This is a genomic window from Kineococcus sp. G2 (assembly GCF_037154035.1).
In the GTDB taxonomy this organism is placed as follows: domain Bacteria; phylum Actinomycetota; class Actinomycetes; order Actinomycetales; family Kineococcaceae; genus Kineococcus.
In genome coordinates this window covers 58491-77290 of the sequence record NZ_JBBBEM010000093.1, presented here as the reverse complement: position 1 = coordinate 77290, position 18800 = coordinate 58491, and the positions used below count along the sequence as shown (strand labels likewise).

Genomic DNA, 18800 nt, shown 5'->3' with positions numbered 1-18800 from the left:
GGCGCCCCGCGTGCGACAGTGCGGGGCGGGTGCGCACCGGCCGGGAGCCGGGTGGACGCGCCCGGGCGGTCACCGACCGCGACGCGATCGACGTGGAGAGGCAGGACCAGTGGCGGGCAAGTCGAAGGCGGCGGGGACGGGCGACGGGCTGCGCCGTCTGGTGATCGTCGAGTCGCCCAACAAGGTCGCCAACATCGCCAGCTACCTCGGGCCCGGCTACCAGGTCGAGGCGAGCGTCGGCCACATCCGCGACCTCCCGCAGCCCTCGCAGCTGCCCGACGAGATGAAGAAGGGCCCCTTCGGCAAGTTCGCCGTCGACGTCGAGCACGGCTTCGAGCCGTACTACGTCGTCGACGCGGACAAGAAGAAGAAGGTCAGCGAGCTCAAGCGCGCCCTGAAGGACGCGGACGAGCTCATCCTCGCCACCGACCGCGACCGCGAGGGCGAGGCCATCGCCTGGCACCTGGTGCAGGCCCTGGAGCCGCGCGTGCCGTACCGGCGGATGGTCTTCGGCGAGATCACCCGCGAGGCCATCCAGCAGGCCGCGCAGGAGCTGCGCGACATCGACGACCGGCTCGTCGACGCGCAGGAGACCCGCCGCATCCTGGACCGCCTCTACGGCTACGAGCTGTCCCCGGTGCTGTGGCGCAAGGTGCGCGCCGGGCTGTCCGCCGGGCGCGTGCAGTCGGTGGCGACCCGCCTGTGCGTGCAGCGCGAGCGCGAGCGCATGGCGTTCCGCGCCGCCGGCTACGCCGACGTCACCGGCGACTTCGCCCCCGCCGACGAGAGCGCGTTCGGCGCCCGCCTGGTCGCGGTGGACGGCCGCCGCGTCGCCGTCGGCCGCGACTTCGACGACTCCGGGCAGCTGAAGCCGGCCGCGGTGCGCGACGGCGTCGCGCACCTGGACGTGGCCGCCGCCGAGCAGCTCGTGGACGCCCTGCGGGACGCGTCGTTCGCGGTGCGCTCGGTGGAGGAGAAGCCGTACAGCCGCCGCCCGGCCGCGCCGTTCATCACCTCCACGCTGCAGCAGGAGGCCTCCCGCAAGCTGCGGCTGAACGCCCGGCAGGCGATGCGCGTGGCGCAGGGCCTGTACGAGCGCGGCTACATCACCTACATGCGCACCGACTCCATCCAGCTCTCGGCGCAGGCGCTGTCGGCGGCGCGCTCGCAGGCGCGCGAGCTGTACGGGCCGGAGTACGTGCCGGACGCCCCGCGCGCGTACGCCTCGAAGTCGAAGAACGCGCAGGAGGGCCACGAGGCGATCCGCCCCGCCGGCGAGGTCTTCCGCACCCCCGCGCAGGTGGCGGGCGAGCTGCGCGGGGACGAGTACCGCCTGTACGACCTCATCTGGAAGCGCACGGTCGCCTCGCAGATGCACGACGCGCGCGGCACCACCGCCACCGTCCGCCTGGGCGCCACCGCGGCGGACGGCCGCGACGCCGAGTTCTCCGCCTCCGGCACGATCATCACGTTCCGCGGGTTCCTCGCCGCCTACGAGGAGGGCCGCGACGAGACCCGCGAGGCGGAGTCCGCCGACGCCACCGACCGCCGCCTGCCGCCCGTCGCCGCGGGGCAGCCGCTGACCGCCTCCGCTCTGGCCGCCGACGCGCACGTGACGTCCCCGCCGCCGCGCTACACCGAGGCCAGCCTGGTGAAGACGCTGGAGGAGAAGGGGATCGGGCGCCCCTCGACGTTCGCCTCGATCATCTCCACGATCGTCGACCGCGGGTACGTGCGCTACAAGGGCTCGGCGCTGGTGCCCACGTGGCTGGCGTTCGCGGTCACCCGGCTGCTGGAGGAGCACTTCCCCGAGCTCGTCGACTACGACTTCACCGCCTCCATGGAGAACGACCTCGACGCCATCAGCCGCGGCGAGGCCGAGCGCGTGGACTGGCTGACGCGCTTCTACTTCGGCGCCGGCGGCCCCGCGGGCGCTCCCCGTGCGGGCGGCACCCCGGACGGCGACGGTTCCGCCGGCCCCACCGGCGAGGCCGGCCCGGACGGCTCGGCGGTGCCCTCGATGGAGGGCATCAAGGGCCTGGCCGACGACCTCGGCAAGATCGACGCCCGGGAGATCTCCACCGTCCCCATCGGCGAGGGCATCGTGCTGCGCGTGGGCCGCTACGGCCCCTACCTGGAGGGCCCGGACGCCGAGACCGGCGAGCTGCTCAAGGCGTCGGTGCCCGACGACGTCGCCCCGGACGAGATGACGGTGGAGAAGGCGCGCGAGCTGCTGACCTCCCAGTCCGACGGCGACCGCGTGCTCGGGCAGGACCCCGCCACCGGCCGCACGGTCGTGGCCCGCACCGGCCGGTACGGGCCCTACGTCACCGAGCTGATCGAGGACGACGCGCCCGCCCCGGCCGAGGAGGGCGCGCCGAAGAAGCGCGCCGCGAAGAAGACCGCCAAGGCCAAGCCGCGCACCAGCTCCCTCTTCAAGGACATGTCCGTGGAGACGGTCACGCTGGAGCAGGCGCTGGAGCTGCTGTCCCTGCCGCGCGTGGTGGGCACCGACCCCGAGAGCGGCGACGAGATCACCGCGCAGAACGGCCGGTACGGGCCCTACCTGAAGAAGGGCACCGACTCGCGCTCGCTGGCGTCCGAGGACCAGCTGCTGACGATCACGTTGGAGGAGGCGCTGGCGATCTACGCGCAGCCGAAGACGCGGCGCGGGCAGACCGCCAAGCCGCCGCTGAAGGAGCTGGGCGCGGACCCCGAGTCCGGGCAGCCGATGGTCGTCAAGGACGGCCGCTTCGGCCCGTACGTCACCGACGGGACGACGAACGCCACCCTGCGCAAGGACGACGACCCGGAGACGATCACGCCCGAGCGCGGCGCCGAGCTGCTGGCGGAGAAGCGCGCCAAGGGCCCGGCCCCGAAGAAGAAGGCGGCCGCGAAGAAGACCGCCGCCAAGAAGACGGCGACCAAGCGGACCGCCGCGAAGAAGACCGCGGCGAAGGCGTCGGCGGCCACCGCCGAGTGACGTCGCGCGCCCCCCGCGCCCCGTCCGGCCGGCCGGGGACACCCCCGGCCGGTGGGCGGGGGGCGTCCGGACCGGCATCTACCCTGACCGCGTGAGCGACACCGCGGCGGCCCCCGACCACGACGTGCGGGCGCTGCTGCGCGGCAACGCCGACTTCCGCCGCATGTGGCTGTCGCTGATGCTCTCCAGCTTCGGCGACTGGCTGGGCATGCTCGCCAAGCTGGGCACGGCCGCGGGCCTGTCGCAGATGGCGGGCAGCACCGCCACCCAGACCAGCGTGGCCGTGTCCACGGTGCTGGTGCTGCAGCTGGCGCCGGCGGCGCTGCTGGGCCCGCTGGCGGGGGCGCTGGCCGACCGCCTGGACCGGCGCCTGACGATGGTCGTGGGCGACGTGCTGCGCTTCGCGCTGTTCGCCTCCATCCCGATCGTGGGCGACCTGACGTGGCTGTACGTGGCGACGCTGCTCATCGAGCTGGTCACGCTCTTCTGGGGCCCGGCGAAGGACGCCACCGTGCCCAACCTGGTGCCGCCGCGGCAGTTGGAGGCCGCCAACCAGGTGAGCCTGGTCGCCACCTACGGCAGCGCCCCCGTCGCCGGGGTGGCGTTCATCGTGCTGACCCTCCTGACGGGCGTGCTGGACAACGTGCTGCCGTTCCTGGCCGGCACCCAGTCGTCGCTGGCGATGTACGTCAACGCCCTGACCTTCCTGGTGGCCGCGGCCGTCATCTGGCGCCTGGACATCCCGCCGCGCGAGCGGGCCCCGCGCACCCGCGGCCTGGCGCCGACGCTGTGGCGCGACGTCGTGGACGGCTGGCGGTTCGTGGCCGGCTCGCCGCTGCTGCGCGGCCTGGTCGGCGGGATGCTCGTCGCGTTCGCCGCCGGCGGGTTCGTCATCAGCCTGGCCCGCGCCTACGTCATCGGCCTGGGCGCCGGCGACCCCGGCTTCGGGGTGGTCGTCATGGCGGTCTTCGCCGGTGTCGCCCTGGGCGTGTGGCAGGGCCCGCGCTGGCTGTCCGGCCTGTCGCGCCGGCGCACCTTCGGGCTGGCGCTGACGGCGGCCGGGGTGTCGCTGGTGCTGGTGGCCCTCAGCGGCAACATCGTGCTGGCCGTCCTGTTCGTGGTGGCCCTCGGGCTCTTCACCGGGCTGGCGTACGTGTCGGCGTACACGCTGCTGGGCCTGGAGGTCGACGACGACGTGCGCGGGCGCACGTTCTCCTTCGTCGGCGCCAGCACCCGCGTCGTCATCGTGCTGGTGATGCTCGTGGCGCCGTGGGTGGCGCAGCTGCTGGGGGACCGCACGATCGTCGCCACGCCCACCTGGTCCAAGTCCGTCACCGGTTCGGCGCTGGCCCTGGCGGCGGCCGGGGCGATCACCACCGTCGCCGGCGTGGTCGCCTACCGGCTGGTGGACGACCGCCGCGGCGTGAGCCTGCGCCACGACGTCGTGCAGGCGTGGCGCCGCCGCGCCGAGGGCGCCGACGGCAGCTCGCTGCCGGTGGCCACCCGCGTCGGCCGGGCCGGGACGGGGCTGTTCGTGGCGCTGGAGGGCGGCGACGGCTCCGGCAAGTCCACCCAGTCGCGGCTGCTGGCGCAGTGGCTGCGCGAGCGGGGCCACGAGGTCGTCACCACCCGCGAGCCGGGCGGCACCTCGACCGGCGCCGCGCTGCGCGAGGTGCTGCTGACCCCGCGCGGGGAAGGCGCCGCGCTGGACCCGCGCGCGGAGGCGCTGCTGTTCGCCGCGGACCGCGCCCAGCACGTCGCCGAGGTGGTGCTGCCGGCGTTGCGCCGCGGCGCCGTCGTCGTCACGGACCGCTACGTGGACTCCTCGCTGGCGTACCAGGGCGCCGGGCGGCAGCTGCCGCAGCGGGAGGTGGAGCAGCTGTCCGCGTGGGCCACCGGCGAGCTGCTGCCGGACCTGACCGTCGTGCTGGACGTCGACCCGGTCACGGCGGCGCACCGGCGCGGCCGCGACCCGCAGCGCGCCGGCGAGGACCGGGTGGAGGCGGAGTCGCAGGCGTTCCACGCGCGGGTGCGCGAGCAGTTCCTGCGGCTGGCCGCGCGGGACCCGCGCCGCTACCTCGTGCTCGACGCCACCGCCGTCCCCGACGCGCTGCAGGAGCGGGTGCGCGAGGCGCTGGCGCAGCGGCTGCCCGAACCGGTCCGCGCACCGGCCGGCGAACCGTCGGGGCAGCCCTCCGGGGGACGGGTCGGTGAGCCGTCGGGCGCGCAGGTGCCGGCACCGTGAGCGTCTGGGACGAGGTCGTCGGGCAGGGACCGGCGGTGCGGGTGCTGGCCCGGGCCGCGGCCGCGGCGCGCGGCGGCCCGGGCGCCGCCGGCATGACGCACGCCTGGCTGCTGACCGGCCCCCCCGGGTCGGGCCGCTCGGTGGCGGCGCGGGCCTTCGCCGCGGCCCTGGCCTGCGAGGACCCCGCCGAGGTGGGGTGCGGGCGCTGCGCCGGCTGCCGCACCGCCACCGCCGGCTCGCACGCCGACGTCACGGTCTTCGCCACCGAGCACATGCAGATCCGCCGCGAGGACGTCGAGCCGCTCATCCAGACCGCGCAGCGCCGCCCGTCGGTGGCGCGCTGGCGGGTGGTCGTCGTCGAGGACGCCGACCGCCTGAACCCCACCTCCGGCAACACGCTGCTGAAGACGATCGAGGAGCCGCCGCCGGCGACGGTGTGGCTGCTGTGCGCGCCCGCCGTCGACGACGTGCTGCCCACGATCCGCTCCCGCACCCGGCACGTGCCGCTGCGGGTGCCGCCCGCCGACGCGGTCGCGGAGCTGCTGGTGCGCCGCGACGGCGTCGACCCGGCGATGGCGGCGTTCGCGGCGCGCGCCGCGCAGAGCCACGTCGGCCTGGCCCGCCGCCTGGCCCGCGACGAGGGCGCCCGCGCCCGCCGGCGGGAGGTGCTGCGCCTGCCGCAGCGCATCGCCGGCGTCGGTGACGCGGTCCTGGCCGCCGGGGACCTCGTCGAGACCGCCGCGGAGGAGGCCGGTGCCTCGACCGCGCAGCGCGACGCCGCCGAGCGCGCGGAGCTGCTGCGGGCGCTGGGCGCCGAGAGCGCGGGTGCGCTGCCGCCGGCGGTGCGGGCGCAGGTGCGCCAGCTGGAGGAGGACCAGAAGCGGCGCGCCCGCCGCCACCAGACGGACGTGCTGGACCGGGCGCTGGTGGACCTGCTGGGCCTGCTGCGCGACGTCCTCGTCGTGCAGCTGGGCGCGCCGGTGGAGCCGGTGAACCCCGACCTGGCCGCGGAGGTGCGGGCGATGGCGGCCGCGTCCACGCCCGAGGAGACGCTGCGGCGCACCGACGCGGTGGCGCTGGCGCGCCGGCGCCTGGGGCAGAACGTGGCGCCGCTGCTGGCGGTGGAGGCCCTGGCGCTGGACCTGCGCCCGCGACGCGCGGACGCCACGGGGTGAGGTCCGGGCCGCGGTGGTGGCACGCTGTGAGCACCATGCGACGTCCCGCCCCCGTCCTCGTGACCGCCGCGACCGCGCTGCTGCTGGGCGGGTGCTCCCTGGTGGCCGGCGGGGAGCCGGACGCCGAACCGGTCGGCACCGCCTCACCGGTGGTCTCCGAAGCGGCCGCGGACCCGGCGCTGGCGGCCTTCTACGACCAGGACCTGGAGTGGGCCGACTGCGGCGGCGGTTTCGAGTGCACCCGCCTGACGGTGCCGGTGGACTACGCCGACCCCACCGGGGCGACCGCGTCGCTGGCGGTGGTGCGCTCGCGCACGAGCGCCACGGGTGAGGACCGGCTCGGTTCCCTCGTGCTGAACCCGGGGGGCCCCGGGGCCTCGGGCGTGGAGTACGCGCGCGCGGCGCGGAACGTCCTCACCGAGGAGGTGCGCGAGCACTTCGACGTCGTCGGCTTCGACCCGCGCGGCGTCGGCGGCTCGGACCCGCTGCGGTGCCTGCCGGACGAGGAGGTCGACGAGTTCCTGGCGGCCGACCCCACCCCCGACGACGCCGCGGAGGTGCGCCGCCTGCAGCGGCTGACGGCCGAGCTGGGCGAGGGGTGCGTCGCCTCCGGCGAGCTCGCCGCCCACGTCGACACCCGCACCGCCGCGAAGGACCTGGACGTGCTGCGCGCCGCGCTGGGCGACGACAGGCTCAGCTACCTGGGCAAGTCGTACGGCACGTACCTGGGCGCCCTGTACGCCGAGCAGTTCCCGCAGCGGGTGGGCCGCTTCGTGCTGGACGGGGCGATCGACCCGTCGCTGAGCAGCGAGGAGGTCAACGCCGGGCAGGCCGCCGGGTTCGAGGTGGCGCTGCGCTCCTACGTGCGGGACTGCCTGGAGCGCGAGGAGTGCCCGCTGTCGGGGGACGTGGAGGCGGCGCTGGGGCAGGTGCGCGCGCTGCTGTCGAGCCTGGACGCCGAGCCGCTGCCCACGTCCTCGGGCCGCGAGCTGACGCAGGGCCTGGCCTACTACGCGCTGGCGTACCCGCTGTACGCGCCGTCGCTGTGGCCGCGGCTGACGGAGGCGCTGACGGCGGCGTTCGGCGGGGACGGCACGGCGCTGCTGGCCCTGGCCGACGCGTACGCCTCCCGCAGCGCCGACGGCCGCTACGCGAACAACTCCAGCACCGTCATCCACGCCGTGAACTGCCTGGACCGCGCCGACGAGCAGACGCCCGAGGAGGTGCGCGCCTCGGTGCCGGAGTTCGAGGCGGCCTCCCCGACGTTCGGCGCGTTCCTGGCGTGGGGCGGGCTGGCGTGCGCGGAGTGGCCGGTGCCCGCGGTGGGCCCGGCCGAGCCCGTGGACGCCGCCGGGGCCGCCCCGATCCTGGTGGTGGGCACCACCCGCGACCCGGCGACCCCGTACGCGTGGGCGCAGGGCCTGGCGGAGCAGCTCGACTCCGGCCGGCTGCTGACGTACGACGGCGACGGGCACACCGCCTACCGCACCGGCAGCGCCTGCGTGGACGAGGCGGTGGACGCGTACCTGCTGGCGGGCGAGCTGCCCGAGGAGGGGGCGCGCTGCTGACCGGTCTCCGGGGCGGGGCGGCCGGTCAGGGCGGGGTGGTGCCGGTGAGCAGGGCCGTCAAGGCCGTGCGCAGCGCCGCCCGCACCGCGTCGGCCGCGCCCGGGTCGTAGAGCAGGCGCACGGCGAAGCCGTCCGCGAGCGCGGTGACGGCCCGTGCCACGTCCTCGCCGACGAGGGGCGCCAGGTCGGCGGTGACGGTGTCGTCCTGCGTGCGCAGCACGTCCGCGATCCACGGGGTGCGGGCGCCCTCGAGGGCGAACGCCGTCCACACCAGCGACTCCTCGCGCCGGTGCGCGTCCAGCGGCAGCGTCTCCTCGACGAGCGCGGCGAGGTCCTCGACGGGGTCGCCGGTGGGGGTGGTGCCTCCCGTCCGGTCCCGCACGCGCCGGTCCATGAGGTCGACGGCGGCGCGCAGCAGGTCCTCCTTGGTGGGGAAGACCTTCTGCAGCGCGCCGGCGGACCACCCCGCCTCGGCGGCGACGGTGCGCACGCTGACCGCCTGCAGGCCGCCGCGGGCGACGACCCGCAGCGCGGCGCCCGCGAACTCGTCCGCCCTGCCCCCTGGTCCCGGCATGGATACGACTGTATCTTGCCGGCGTGGATACGACTGTATCTCCCGGTGCGGGGACAGGACGGGCGCAGCGGCGCGAGGCCCGGCTGCTGTGGGCGGCGGCCCTGCTCAACGGCCCCGTCGAGCTGGTCGACTTCGTGCTGCCGCTGTGGGCCGGGGCCACCCTCGGGGCCGGCCCCGCCGCCGTCGGCGCCCTCGTCGCCCTCGAGCTGGCCGTCTCGGTGCTGCTGCGCCCCGTCACCGGGCTCCTCGCCGACACCCGCGAGCGTCGCACCGTCGCCGCCACCGGCGCACTGCTGTACGCGCTCTCCTGCGCCGGGTACGCCTTCGCGCCGACGCTGCCCGTCGCGTTCGCCGCCGCCGTCCTCGGTGGCGCCGGCGGTGCGCTCTTCTGGGTGCCGGTGCGCGCCGCGGTCGCCGAGCGCCTCGAGCAGGACCCCGGCGTCTACCCGCGGCTGGTGTCGTGGGAGGAGACCGGCTCCTGGGTCGCGTTCGTCGCCGGCCTGTCCCTGCTGCCGGCGCTCGGCGAACGGGGCCTGTTCGCCGGGTGCGCCGCGGCCTGCGCCGTCGCCGCCGGGGTCCTGCTCACCGCGCCCCGGCGCGCTTCCGGTGCACCGCGGGAGGAGCGCGGTCCCGCGGCTCGCGCACTGGCCCGCCGGCTGCGACCGGTGCTCGCGGCCGTCGCCGCCACCGCCACCGCCGAGGCGGCCGTGTCCGTGCTCCTGCTGCTGCACCTGCAGCGCGGGTTCGGGCTGGGGATCGTCGAGGCGGCCCTGGTCTTCCTGCCCGGCGCGGTCGTGATGGGCGCGCTGCCCGGGCCGCTGGGCCGGCTGGTGCTGCGGCACGGCCGTCGCCGCGTGCTCGTGGGCGGATCGCTGGCCGGTGCGGCGTTCGCCGCGAGCCTGGCGGTGGCCCCCTCGCCACCGGTGCTCGCCGTGCTGTGGGTGCTCAGCGCCGCGGCGTGCGCGGCGGTCGTGCCCGTCCAGCAGGCCGTCGTCGCCGAGGCCTCCGGAGCGGGCACCGGCCGCGGGCTGGGGCTGTACGAGGCGGCCGTGCTGCTCGGCGGCGCGGTGGGCGCGGCCGCCGCGGGCGTGCTCTACCAGGGCGCGTCGTGGGCCGCGGCGTGCCTGGTGGCGGCCCTGGTCCTGGCCGCCGGTGCGGTGCTCCTGCCGTACGCGGTGCGCGTCCTCGGCGTCGACGACCGACCTGCCCCGGTGCCGGTGGAGACCGCCCTCGCGGTGCCCGGGCCGGTGCCCGCCCTCGCCGCTCCCGGCCCCGCGCCCGCTGTCGAGGCGCAGCCGCCGGTGCGGTCGGCGAAGCCCCCTGCGCAGCGGCTGCGGGAGCTGGCGCAGCACGTCGCGCTCGTCGTCACCGTGCAGGTGGTCCTGGTGCTGGTGGACCTGTCGTGGCTGGTCGACCGCCTCACCGGCGCCCGGCGCGAGCTGGACGGCCCCGCCGCCCTGGTCCACGGGGCCGGGCGGGTGTGGCTGGTCGTGCTGGCCGTCGACGTCGTCTGGACGCTGGCCGTCGTCGCCCGCCGGCCGGTCCCGCCCCGCGACGGCGGGGGAGCGGACGGCGCGGTCGAGCAGGGTCGTGACGTCCTGTAAGCTCTTGGACCGTGCCCAGCCGGGCACGTGCCGCCTTAGCTCAGTCGGCCAGAGCGACGCACTCGTAATGCGTAGGTCCGGGGTTCGATTCCCCGAGGCGGCTCACCAGGGCCCCACAGGTCATCGACCTGCGGGGCCCTTCGCGTCCCACCTGCGTCGCACCGCGCTGCGACCACCGGGGGACGCGCCGTCCGCGCGAGCGGACCAGCCTGGGGAGCACGACGCACCACCCCACCAGGAGCCCCCGTGATCGATGCCCCCAGCGCCGTGCGTGCCGCCGTGGACCGCACCCTCGACGCCGCCGTCCTCGCCTTCGAGTCCACGTACGAGGTGCTCGGTCCGCCGCGCTTCCGCGGCGGCGGCACCGGCTGCTGCGACCTCACCGTCCCGGTGGTGCGCTCGGAGGTGACGTTCGACCCCGGCGAGATGCCCGGGCCGTCGACCTCGCAGCCGTTCGTGCTGCACGGCCGCACCCTGTGGATGCGGCTGCCCGGTGCGGAGTGGGAGCCGGTGCCCGTGCGCGGCCTGGCCGCCTCCGACCTCGTGCCGCTGCTGTGGCTGCGCGGCACCACCTCCGCCGCGGAACGCCCCGGCGAACCCGGCCGCTACGACGTGGAGGCCGACGTCGCCACCGCGGCGGCGAACAGCGGACCCGACCTGGCCGCCAGCCTGCGCGAGGACGCCCTCGCCGACCCACCCGTGGACCGTCTGCGCGGCAGCGTCCTCGTCGGCGACGGGGGCGCCGGCATCGTGCGCGAAGTCGACCTGGTGCTGCTCGGGGAGACGACGCAACGGATGACGTTGCGCCTGGAGCGCACCGAGCGGTGCGACGTCGAGGTGCCGGTCGCCCCGGCCGCCGACGTCACCGGGTTCACCCCGCCGGCGCGCGTGGTCCCGCCCCCGCCCCCGCCGTGATCTCGCACGGGTGAGCGCTCAACCGTGCATGATCACGGTGGGAGGGGGGTCAGCGGTCCACGCCGGAACGTCCCCCGGCGGCCAGCGCCAGCACCTCCGCCTCGGTGGCCATCGTCGCGTCGCCGGGCGTCGTCATCGCCAGCGCGCCGTGCGCGGCGCCGTACTCCAGCGCCGTGGCCAGGTCCTCCCCGCGCAGCAGGCCGTGCACGAGGCCGGAGGCGAAGGAGTCGCCGCCGCCGATGCGGTCGAGCACCTCGACGTCCTCGCGGAACACCGAGCGCAGCAGCCCCGTGGCGGGCGACCACGCCACGCCGCCCCAGTCGTTGCGGGTGGCGCTGCGCACGGTGCGGCGCGTGGTGGCCACGACCGCCAGCTGCGGGAACTCACCGGCCAACCGCTCGAACTTGCCGGTCAGCTCCGCCGGCTCCAGCTCGTGCGGGCCGTCACCGGCGGGACCGGCCTCGAAGCCCAGCACGGCGGCCAGGTGCCCCTCGTGGCCGAGCAGCACGTCCACCTCGCGGACGATCTCCCGGTTCGCCGCCCACGCCGCCTCCAGCTCGGCGGGGCGCTCGCGCAGCGCCCGCCACAGGCTCGGCCGGTAGTTCAGGTCGTAGCTGACGACGGTGCCGTGCCGACGGGCGGCGCGCACGAACTCCAGCGCGGTGGCGCGCGCGGACTCGCTGAGCGCTGCGAAGATGCCGCCGGTGTGCAGCCAGCGCACCCCCAGCTCGCCGAAGAGGTGCTCGACGTCCGCGTCGCCCGGGCGCAGCTGCGAGACGGCGGTGTGCCCGCGGTCGGAGACGCCGACCGCGCCGCGCAGCCCGAACCCGCGCTCGGTGAAGTTCAGCCCGTTGCGCGCCTCGCGGCCGATGCCGTCGAAGGGCACCCAGCGCACCAGGGAGGTGTCCACCCCGCCGGTGAGGACGAGGTCCTCGATGAGCCGGCCCACCTCGTTGTCCACCAGCGCCGTCGCGATCGCCGTGCGGTGCCCGAAGGTGCGGCGCAGCCCGCGCACCACGTTGTACTCCCCGCCGCCCTCCCACACCCGGAAGGAGCGCGCGGTGCGGATGCGGCCCTCACCGGGGTCCAGGCGCAGCATCACCTCCCCGAGGGCGACGGCGTCGAAGCGGCACCCGCCCGCCGCCCGCAGCCGCAGCCCCGCGCTCGCCGGCCCGGCGACCGGCCCGTCGCTCACGCGCGCCCCGCGAGGGCGACGGCGTCCGCGGTCAGCTTGGTGATCCCGGCGAAGTCGCCGGCGGCGACCCGCTCGCGCGGCACCATCCAGGACCCGCCCACGGCCGCCACGGCGGGCAGCGCCAGGTAGCGGCCCAGGTCGTCCGGCCCGATCCCGCCGGTGGGCACGAAGCGCACCGTCCCGAACGGGGCCGCGAGCGCGGCGATCGCCGCCGGGCCGCCGGAGGTGGCCGCGGGGAAGAACTTCAGCACCTCCAGCCCCAGCTCCAGGGCGGCCTGGACCTCGGTGGCCGTCACCGCCCCGGGCAGGACGGCGACACCGTGCTCGCGGCAGCGCTCGACGACGGCGCGGCTGAGGCCGGGGGAGACGACGAAGCGGGCGCCGGCCGCGACGGCCTCGTCGACCTGCCGGGCGCTCAGCACCGTGCCGGCGCCGACGAGGACCCCGCCGCGGTCGGTCATCGCGCGCACGGCGTCGGCCGCGGCGGGGGTGCGGAAGGTGACCTCGGCGACGGGCAGCCCCCCGGCGGCGAGGGCGTCGGCGAGCGGGGCGGCGTGCGCGGCGTCGTCGAGGACGACGACGGGCACCAGGCGGGCGGCGGTGGCGGCGGCGATCGGGTCGCCGGCCGCGGCGGGGGTGGTGTCCACGGGGGGCTCCTCCTGGGGTGGGGTCAGCGGGCGGGCCGGCCGCCGTCGGCGGGGAAGGCGCTGTTGCGCCCGGGCGCGCCCAGGACCTGCGGGTTCAGCACGTCGCGGGGGCGGCGGCCGAGCAGGACGTCGGCGACGTTGGCGGCGGTGCGCCGCTTCAGCTCCGCGTACGACTCCTCGGTGTACCAGGCGAAGTGCGGGGTGAGCACCACCTGGTCCATCTCCAGCAGCGGGTGCCCGGCCGGCAGCGGTTCGGGGTCGGTGACGTCCAGGCCGGCGCCGGCGAGGCGGCCCCGGCGCAGCGCCTCGACGAGCGCTGCGGTGTCGACGAGCCCGCCGCGGCTGGTGTTGACCAGGACGGCGTCGGGGCGCACTCGGGCCAGCTGCTCGCGGCCGATCAGCCCGCGGGTGGCGTCGGTCAGCGGCGCGTGCAGCGAGACGACGTGCGAGCGTTCCAGCAGCTCGTCGAGGCCCACGAGGGGCAGGTCGTCGGAGGCGGTGCCGCCGGGGTCGTGCCCGATCACCTCGAACCCCAGGGCCGCGGCCTTGCGGGCGGTGGCGGTGCCGATGCGGCCGGTGCCGACCACGCCGAACGTCCGCCCGCGCACGGCGTGCACGGGACGCACCGCGGCCAGGTCCGGCCGCCCGGCCCGCACCGAGCGGTCCATCCGGACGATCCCGCGCGCCGCGGCGAGGGTGAGCGCGATCGCGTGGTCGCTGACGGCGTCGACCCCGTAGTCGGGGACGGTGCACACGGCGATGCCGCGGGCGGTGGCCGCCTCGACGTCGACGGAGTCCACGCCCACGCCGTAGCGGCCGACGGCGCGCAGCCGGGGCAGCGCGTCCATGACGTCGGCGGTGATCTGCGCGTACTGCACGAGGATCCCGTCGGCGCCGGTGGCGTTCTCGACGACCTCCGCCTGCGAGCGGGACTGCGTGAGGACGAGGTCGGCGCCGGCGGCGGCGGCGACCTCCTGCTCGGGCTCGAACGAGTCGTGGTCGCACTCGGTGATGACGATCCTCACGGGGTCCTCCGGGACGCGGGGTGACGGGCGGGCAGATCTGCCGCGGACCGTGGACCGGCCTCGCGCGACGTCCTGCAGCCTCTCAGCGCCGGCGCCGCCGGTCGCGCGCCCGGTGCCCGGCGCGCTCCCGCCGCCCCCGCCCGCTGTGCGCCCAGGCGACCACCCCGCCCAGGAACACCCCGCTGAGCGCCAGGAACGCCCCCGTCAGCGGGCTCAGCAGCGGCAGCGGCACCCCCAGCAGGCCCAGCACCCCCAGCGCGGTCAGCGCCACCGCGCACACCACCGACAGCACCGCCCGCGAGCGGTGCCGGCCGACCTCCTCCACGCCCCGCCACGCCTCCCGCTGGGCGCGGCGCAGCGGCCGGCGCGCCCACGCGTACTGCGTGGCCAGCACCGACAGGCCGGCGGCGACGAGGACGAACCCGGGGCCGGGCAGCGCCAGCAGCGCCACCCCGGCCAGCGTCAGGGCCCCTCCGCCGACGGTGACGACGGTCTTCTTCACGGCGTGCGCCGGTCGCGTCACGGCACCCTCCCGGTGCGTCGTCGGCTCCTCGCGTCCGCCCCGATGCTCGGCCAGGCGCGGGGGCCCCGCACCCGGGAGCTCAGCCCCGCGGTGCCGGCATCGGCGCGGACAGCGGTGCCGCCAGCGGTGCCGGCGGGGCGGCGGCACCCGCGAGGGCGGCACCCGGTGCCGGCAGCCGCGGCGTCGCCAGCTCCTGCGGCGGCACCGCCCGCCCGAACAGGTGACCCTGCGCCGCGTCGCACCGCGTCGCCACCAGGTGCGCCAGCTGGTGCGGCTCCTCCACGCCCTCGGCGACCACCCCCAGGCCGAAGGAGTGCGCAGCGCTGACCACCAGGCGCACCAGCGCCGCGTGCCCGGCGTCGATGGACGCCACCAGGCTGCGGTCGATCTTCAGCACGTCCACCGGCAGGCGGGACAGCTGCCCGATCGACGTGTAACCGGTGCCGAAGTCGTCGATGGCGACGCGCACCCCCGCCTCGCGCAGCGCCCGCAGGTGCTCCAGGGCCAGCGGCTCGTCCACCAGCACCGTCTCGGTGATCTCCACCGTGAGCCGGGCCGGGTCCAGGCGGGCGGCGGCCAGCGCCTCCAGCACGTCGTCCAGCAGCCGCGGCGAGGCCAGGTGCCGCCCGGAGACGTTCACCGCCACCGCCAGCCCGGTGCGCTCACCGCCCTCGGCGTCCCAGCGGCCCAGCTGCGCGGTCGCCTCGCGCAGCGCCCACCGCCCCAGGTCGCACACCAGGTCCGAGCGCTCGGCCACCGGCACGAACGCGTCCGGGCGCACGAGACCGTGCCCGGGGCGCGACCAGCGCACCAGCGCCTCCGCGCTGCGGGTGCGGCCGGACGCCAGGTCCAGGACCGGCTGGTAGTGCAGCACCAGCTCCCCGCGCACCAGCGCGGTGCGCAGCGCCTCCTCCGTGGCGCTGCGCTCGTCCAGCTCCGCGCGCATCCGCTCGTCGAAGACCTCCACGACACCGCGGCCCGCGGCCTTGGCCCGGTACGCCGCCGCGTCCGCGTCGTGCAGGAGCTGCTCCGGGCCGGTGCCCGGCCCGCTCAGCGCCACGCCCACGCTGGCACCCACCCGCACCTCCCGCCCGCGCAGCCGCAGCGGCTCGCTCACGGCCTCCACCAGCCGCTGCGCCGGCTCGCGCAGCCCCTCCAGGCCCGCGGCGGCGTCCGGGGCCGCCACGACCGGCACCAGGACGAGGAACTCGTCCCCGCCGAGGCGGCACACCACGTCCCCGGCGCGCACGGTCGCGCCCATGCGGGCCGCGACCACGCGCAGCAGCTCGTCGCCGGCGGCGTGCCCGAGGGAGTCGTTGACGTGCTTGAACCGGTCCAGGTCGACGAACATCAGGCCCGTGCGGTGCCCGCCGCGCTCGGCGTCGCGCAGGGCCCGCTCCAGCAGCACCTGCGCCCGCGCCCGGTTCGGCAGCTGCGTCAGCGCATCGTGGGACGCCTGGTGCGTCAGGTCGGCGCGCAGCCGCTCGCGCTCCTGGATGGCCGTGATCAGCTGGGACACCGAGGCGTGCACCACCTCGCCCAGCGGCCCCTCCAGGGGCCGCCGGGCCGCCTCGGAGTCCAGGTCGCCGCCGGCGACGGCCTGCGCCTGGTCGCGCAGGCGGCGCAGGCCCTCCACGGCGGCCGCCAGGCCGCGCGCGACCGTGCGCACCTCCTCCGGGCCCGACTCCTCCACGTCCACCAGCTCACCGGCGCCCACGGCCCGGGCCTGCGCCGCCAGCCGGTCCAGGGGCCGGGTCAGGGACAGGCGCACCACGAGCGTGCCGACCAGGCTGACCGCGAGCAGCCCGGCCGCCAGGGCCACCAGGGACCTCAGCTGCGAGCGGACGCGCCGCGACTGGGCCGTCGCCGCCTCCACCGCCAGGGCCGCCGCCGTGTCGAAGGTGGCCCGCAGCCCCGCCTCCCGCTGCGCGTTGGCCTCCAGCAGCGCCGGCAGGCGCTCCTGCGACGGCACCTGACCGGCCGTGGCCGCCGCCGCGGCGGCGGCGTCCACGGCGCGCGCCCGGCCCGCGACCGCCGCGGCCCAGGCCGTCACCACGTCCGGGGAGGAGTTCGCCACGACCTCCGCGGCGGCGTACCGGTAGCCGCCCCACACCTCCACGAAGCGGCCGCGGGCCGCGTCGGCGCGGGCGCCGTCGGCCAGCGCCGCGGTCAGCAGCAGGGGGAGCTCCGCACTGGCCAGCGTCGTGGCGTGCGAGACGCGCAGCAGGTCGCCGACGGCCGCCGTGCCCGCACCGTCCAGGCCCTGGGCGCGGGCGCGGCGCACGTGCGCGGCGACGTCCACGCCCAGCCGGCTCGACAGCGCGCCGTAGTCGCTGAACAGCGCCTCGGCCGTGCCGTCGTCGGCCGTGCGCGTCCGCAGCACCCGCAGCGCCTCCGCCGTCCGCCGCGCCTCGGGCGCCGCGAGGGTGCCGCGGGCCTCGGCCAGCGCCCGGTCCACGCCGGCGCGCGCCAGCGCCAGCTGGCGCTGCACGTCGGCGGCCTCCAGCCCCGCCAGCTCCTGCGGGGTGGCCGCGCTGCCGTGGGCGCGCAGCACCAGCGCCGGCACGGCCTCCTGCACCACCGCGACCCGCGCGGCGTCCAGCGCGACCGCCGCGCGGACCTGGGCGACGACGTCCTCCACCGAGCGCAGCTGCGCGGTGCGGTCGCGCACCAGCCCCCCCACCAGCAGGGCCACCCCCAGCACGGGGACGAGGACGAGGGCGAGCAGCCGCTGCTGCAGCGTGCCGCCGCGCCCGCGGCGACCCGTCGGGGGGATCACGGTGCGCACGTCGGCGCGGGGACCGCGCCCGTTGAGCGGCGCGGTGCCGGGACGACCCGGACGCCGCGCACGGCCACCCGCTCGGCCCAGCGCGACGGCCCGGCCGGGGAGCTCGGGGACACCCCTCCAGGGAAGGCCACGGTGGTCCAGCGGTCAAGCGGTTCGAGGGGATCCGCGCCGCCCGTTCAGCGCGCGGCCGCCAGCTCCTGCGCCAGCGCCTCCGCCCGCTCGCGCACCTGGCGGCGGTCCGCGGCCGTCCACGGCTGGTCCTCGACCACCTCCAGGACCTCCCGCACCTGGTCCAGCAGCGGCTCCACGCGCCCGGCCGGCACGCGCTCCCCCAGGGACGCGATCACCTCCAGCAGGCGCAGGGTCACCGAGACGTGCGACGCGCCGGCGCGGCGCAGCTGGCTGAAGGCGGCGTCGACGTGGTCGGCCCAGCCCGGGCGCTCCACCAGCAGGAGCAGCCGGCCGTCGCGGGTGGTGCGCACCGGCGGCTCCAGGTCCCGGTCGGCGACGGTGCCCAGCGCGTCCCCCAGGTGCAGCAGGACGTGCTCGGCGGTGGTGGGGTCGTTCGTCGACGGCGACAGCGCGCGCAGCCCCACGTCCACCAGCTGCTGCACCACGAACAGCGGGTCGTGCGCGGGGGTGCGCTCGTCGGCGAGCAGCACGGAGCGGCGGACGTCGTCCACGATCTTCGGCTCCGGGGGCGGGGCCACCGCCGCCAGCACCGACCCGCGGGCCACGAAGCTGCCCACCCTGGCACGCAGGTGCACCACCGTCGGGTCGTCGGCGTGGGCGCGCTCGCCGGTGCTCAGCAGCCGGTCCGCGTCGATGCCGCGCACGAACCCGCCGTGCTGGGCGCGCACCAGGGTGTGCGGGCGCCCGGCCACCTCCCGGCGCAGCGCCGCGGCCCGCTCCGGGCGCTCGTCCGCCGCGGGGGCCGGCCGCCCGACCTCGCCGGGGTGGCCGTCGCTGAGCTGCTCCAGCAGGTCGTCGCGCAGCCGGGAGATCACCACCGAGACCTGCAGCGCGAGGGACACCTGGTGGATGAAGAAGACGAGCAGCCCCATGCAGGTCAGGGCCAGCAGGACCGCGGTGGTCACGGCCAGGCCCGGCACGAACACCGTGCTCTGGTCGCCGCTGCGCACCGTGCGCAGCACCAGCAGCGCGTAGACGAACGTGCCGGTGTAGGCGCCGATGACCAGCTGGTTGGTGAGGCTGGAGGTGAAGCCGCGCAGGATGCGCGGGGAGAACTGCGAGGACGCCTGCTGCAGCGCGATCATCGTCAGCGAGAAGGCGATCGAGACGACCGTCAGCAGGGAGCCGGCGATGGCCGACAGCAGAGTTCGGGCGGCGTCGGCGGACCCGCTGAAGAGCCATGAGCCGGCGGCGCCGGTGGTGTCGCCGTAGGTGCTGTCGACCCACACCAGCACCTCGGCGAGCAGCGCCTCGAACAGGACGATCACCCCCGGCAGGAACCACAGCCTCGACCGGGCGTCCTCCCAGCGGTTCACCACCCACGTGCGCACGGCGCGATCCTGTCGGCTCGCGGCCGCCGGCGCTC

13 protein-coding genes and 1 tRNA gene are annotated in these 18800 nt (G+C 77.1%); 7 read left to right on the top strand and 7 right to left on the bottom strand.

The features are described 5' to 3' along the window. The first annotated feature begins 109 nt into the window (after window positions 1–109). The 4 genes from topA (at window position 110) to V9U69_RS13785 (ending at window position 7971) form a co-directional block, all read left to right on the top strand. A complete protein-coding gene (gene topA / locus V9U69_RS13800; protein ID WP_337062403.1) occupies window positions 110–2983 on the top strand; it encodes a type I DNA topoisomerase in 2874 nt (957 codons plus the stop codon). A gap of 91 nt (window positions 2984–3074) precedes the next feature. After that, on the top strand, window positions 3075–5228 hold the full coding sequence (gene tmk / locus V9U69_RS13795; RefSeq protein ID WP_337062401.1) for a dTMP kinase: 2154 nt from the start codon (window positions 3075–3077) through the stop codon (window positions 5226–5228). Then, on the top strand, window positions 5225–6403 hold the full coding sequence (locus V9U69_RS13790) for a DNA polymerase III subunit delta' (protein ID WP_337062400.1): 1179 nt from the start codon (window positions 5225–5227) through the stop codon (window positions 6401–6403). Before tmk ends, V9U69_RS13790 begins: the two co-directional genes overlap by 4 nt. Window positions 6404–6438: 35 nt before the next feature. After that, window positions 6439–7971, top strand: a complete 1533-nt coding sequence (locus V9U69_RS13785; RefSeq protein WP_337062431.1) for an alpha/beta hydrolase — start codon at window positions 6439–6441, stop codon at window positions 7969–7971. Window positions 7972–7996: 25 nt separating this feature from the next. On the opposite strand, the gene V9U69_RS13780 is transcribed toward V9U69_RS13785, so the two are convergent. Then, entirely contained in the window at window positions 7997–8545 is a 549-nt protein-coding gene (locus tag V9U69_RS13780) for a TetR/AcrR family transcriptional regulator (protein ID WP_337062399.1), read from the bottom strand. A 23-nt stretch (window positions 8546–8568) separates the two neighbouring features. Here V9U69_RS13780 and V9U69_RS13775 point away from each other — a divergent pair, with 23 nt between their 5' ends. The 3 genes from V9U69_RS13775 to V9U69_RS13765 all read left to right on the top strand — a co-directional run bounded on the left by V9U69_RS13775 (window position 8569) and on the right by V9U69_RS13765 (window position 11064). After that, window positions 8569–10149: an MFS transporter gene (locus tag V9U69_RS13775; protein ID WP_337062398.1), complete on the top strand. Its 1581-nt coding sequence runs from the start codon at window positions 8569–8571 to the stop codon at window positions 10147–10149. Window positions 10150–10178: 29 nt separating this feature from the next. After that, window positions 10179–10252, top strand: a tRNA-Thr gene (locus tag V9U69_RS13770). Window positions 10253–10395: 143 nt separating this feature from the next. Further along, complete coding sequence (locus V9U69_RS13765) at window positions 10396–11064, top strand: hypothetical protein (protein ID WP_337062397.1); 669 nt, start codon at window positions 10396–10398, stop codon at window positions 11062–11064. A 49-nt stretch (window positions 11065–11113) separates the two neighbouring features. Here V9U69_RS13765 and V9U69_RS13760 read toward each other — a convergent pair whose 3' ends face one another. From V9U69_RS13760 to V9U69_RS13735, 6 genes are all read right to left on the bottom strand, one after another. Further along, window positions 11114–12163 carry a sugar kinase gene (locus V9U69_RS13760; protein ID WP_442907774.1) on the bottom strand — a complete coding sequence of 350 codons (1050 nt, stop codon included), beginning with the start codon at window positions 12161–12163 and terminating at the stop codon, window positions 11114–11116. Between the two features lie 92 nt (window positions 12164–12255). Continuing rightward, complete coding sequence (gene eda, locus V9U69_RS13755) at window positions 12256–12906, bottom strand: bifunctional 4-hydroxy-2-oxoglutarate aldolase/2-dehydro-3-deoxy-phosphogluconate aldolase (RefSeq protein WP_337062395.1); 651 nt, start codon at window positions 12904–12906, stop codon at window positions 12256–12258. 23 nt (window positions 12907–12929) lie between these two features. Beyond that, entirely contained in the window at window positions 12930–13931 is a 1002-nt protein-coding gene (locus V9U69_RS13750) for a C-terminal binding protein (protein WP_337062394.1), read from the bottom strand. Between the two features lie 82 nt (window positions 13932–14013). Beyond that, window positions 14014–14454, bottom strand: a complete 441-nt coding sequence (locus V9U69_RS13745) for a PGPGW domain-containing protein (protein WP_337062393.1) — start codon at window positions 14452–14454, stop codon at window positions 14014–14016. Window positions 14455–14533: 79 nt separating this feature from the next. After that, window positions 14534–17233 (bottom strand): putative bifunctional diguanylate cyclase/phosphodiesterase, encoded by a 2700-nt coding sequence (locus V9U69_RS13740; protein ID WP_337062392.1) that lies wholly within the window; start codon window positions 17231–17233, stop codon window positions 14534–14536. 185 nt (window positions 17234–17418) lie between these two features. Next, entirely contained in the window at window positions 17419–18765 is a 1347-nt protein-coding gene (locus V9U69_RS13735) for a DUF2254 domain-containing protein (RefSeq protein ID WP_337062390.1), read from the bottom strand. Window positions 18766–18800: the final 35 nt, after the last annotated feature.

Excerpts from the sequence above, each read along its gene's own strand:
- V9U69_RS13780 (WP_337062399.1), bottom strand. The coding sequence starts at position 8,545 with ATGCCGGGACCAGGGGGCAGGGCGGACGAGTTCGCGGGCGCCGCGCTG.
- V9U69_RS13785 (WP_337062431.1), top strand. The coding sequence starts at position 6,439 with ATGCGACGTCCCGCCCCCGTCCTCGTGACCGCCGCGACCGCGCTGCTG.
- V9U69_RS13760 (WP_442907774.1), bottom strand. The coding sequence starts at position 12,163 with ATGCTGCGCCTGGACCCCGGTGAGGGCCGCATCCGCACCGCGCGCTCC.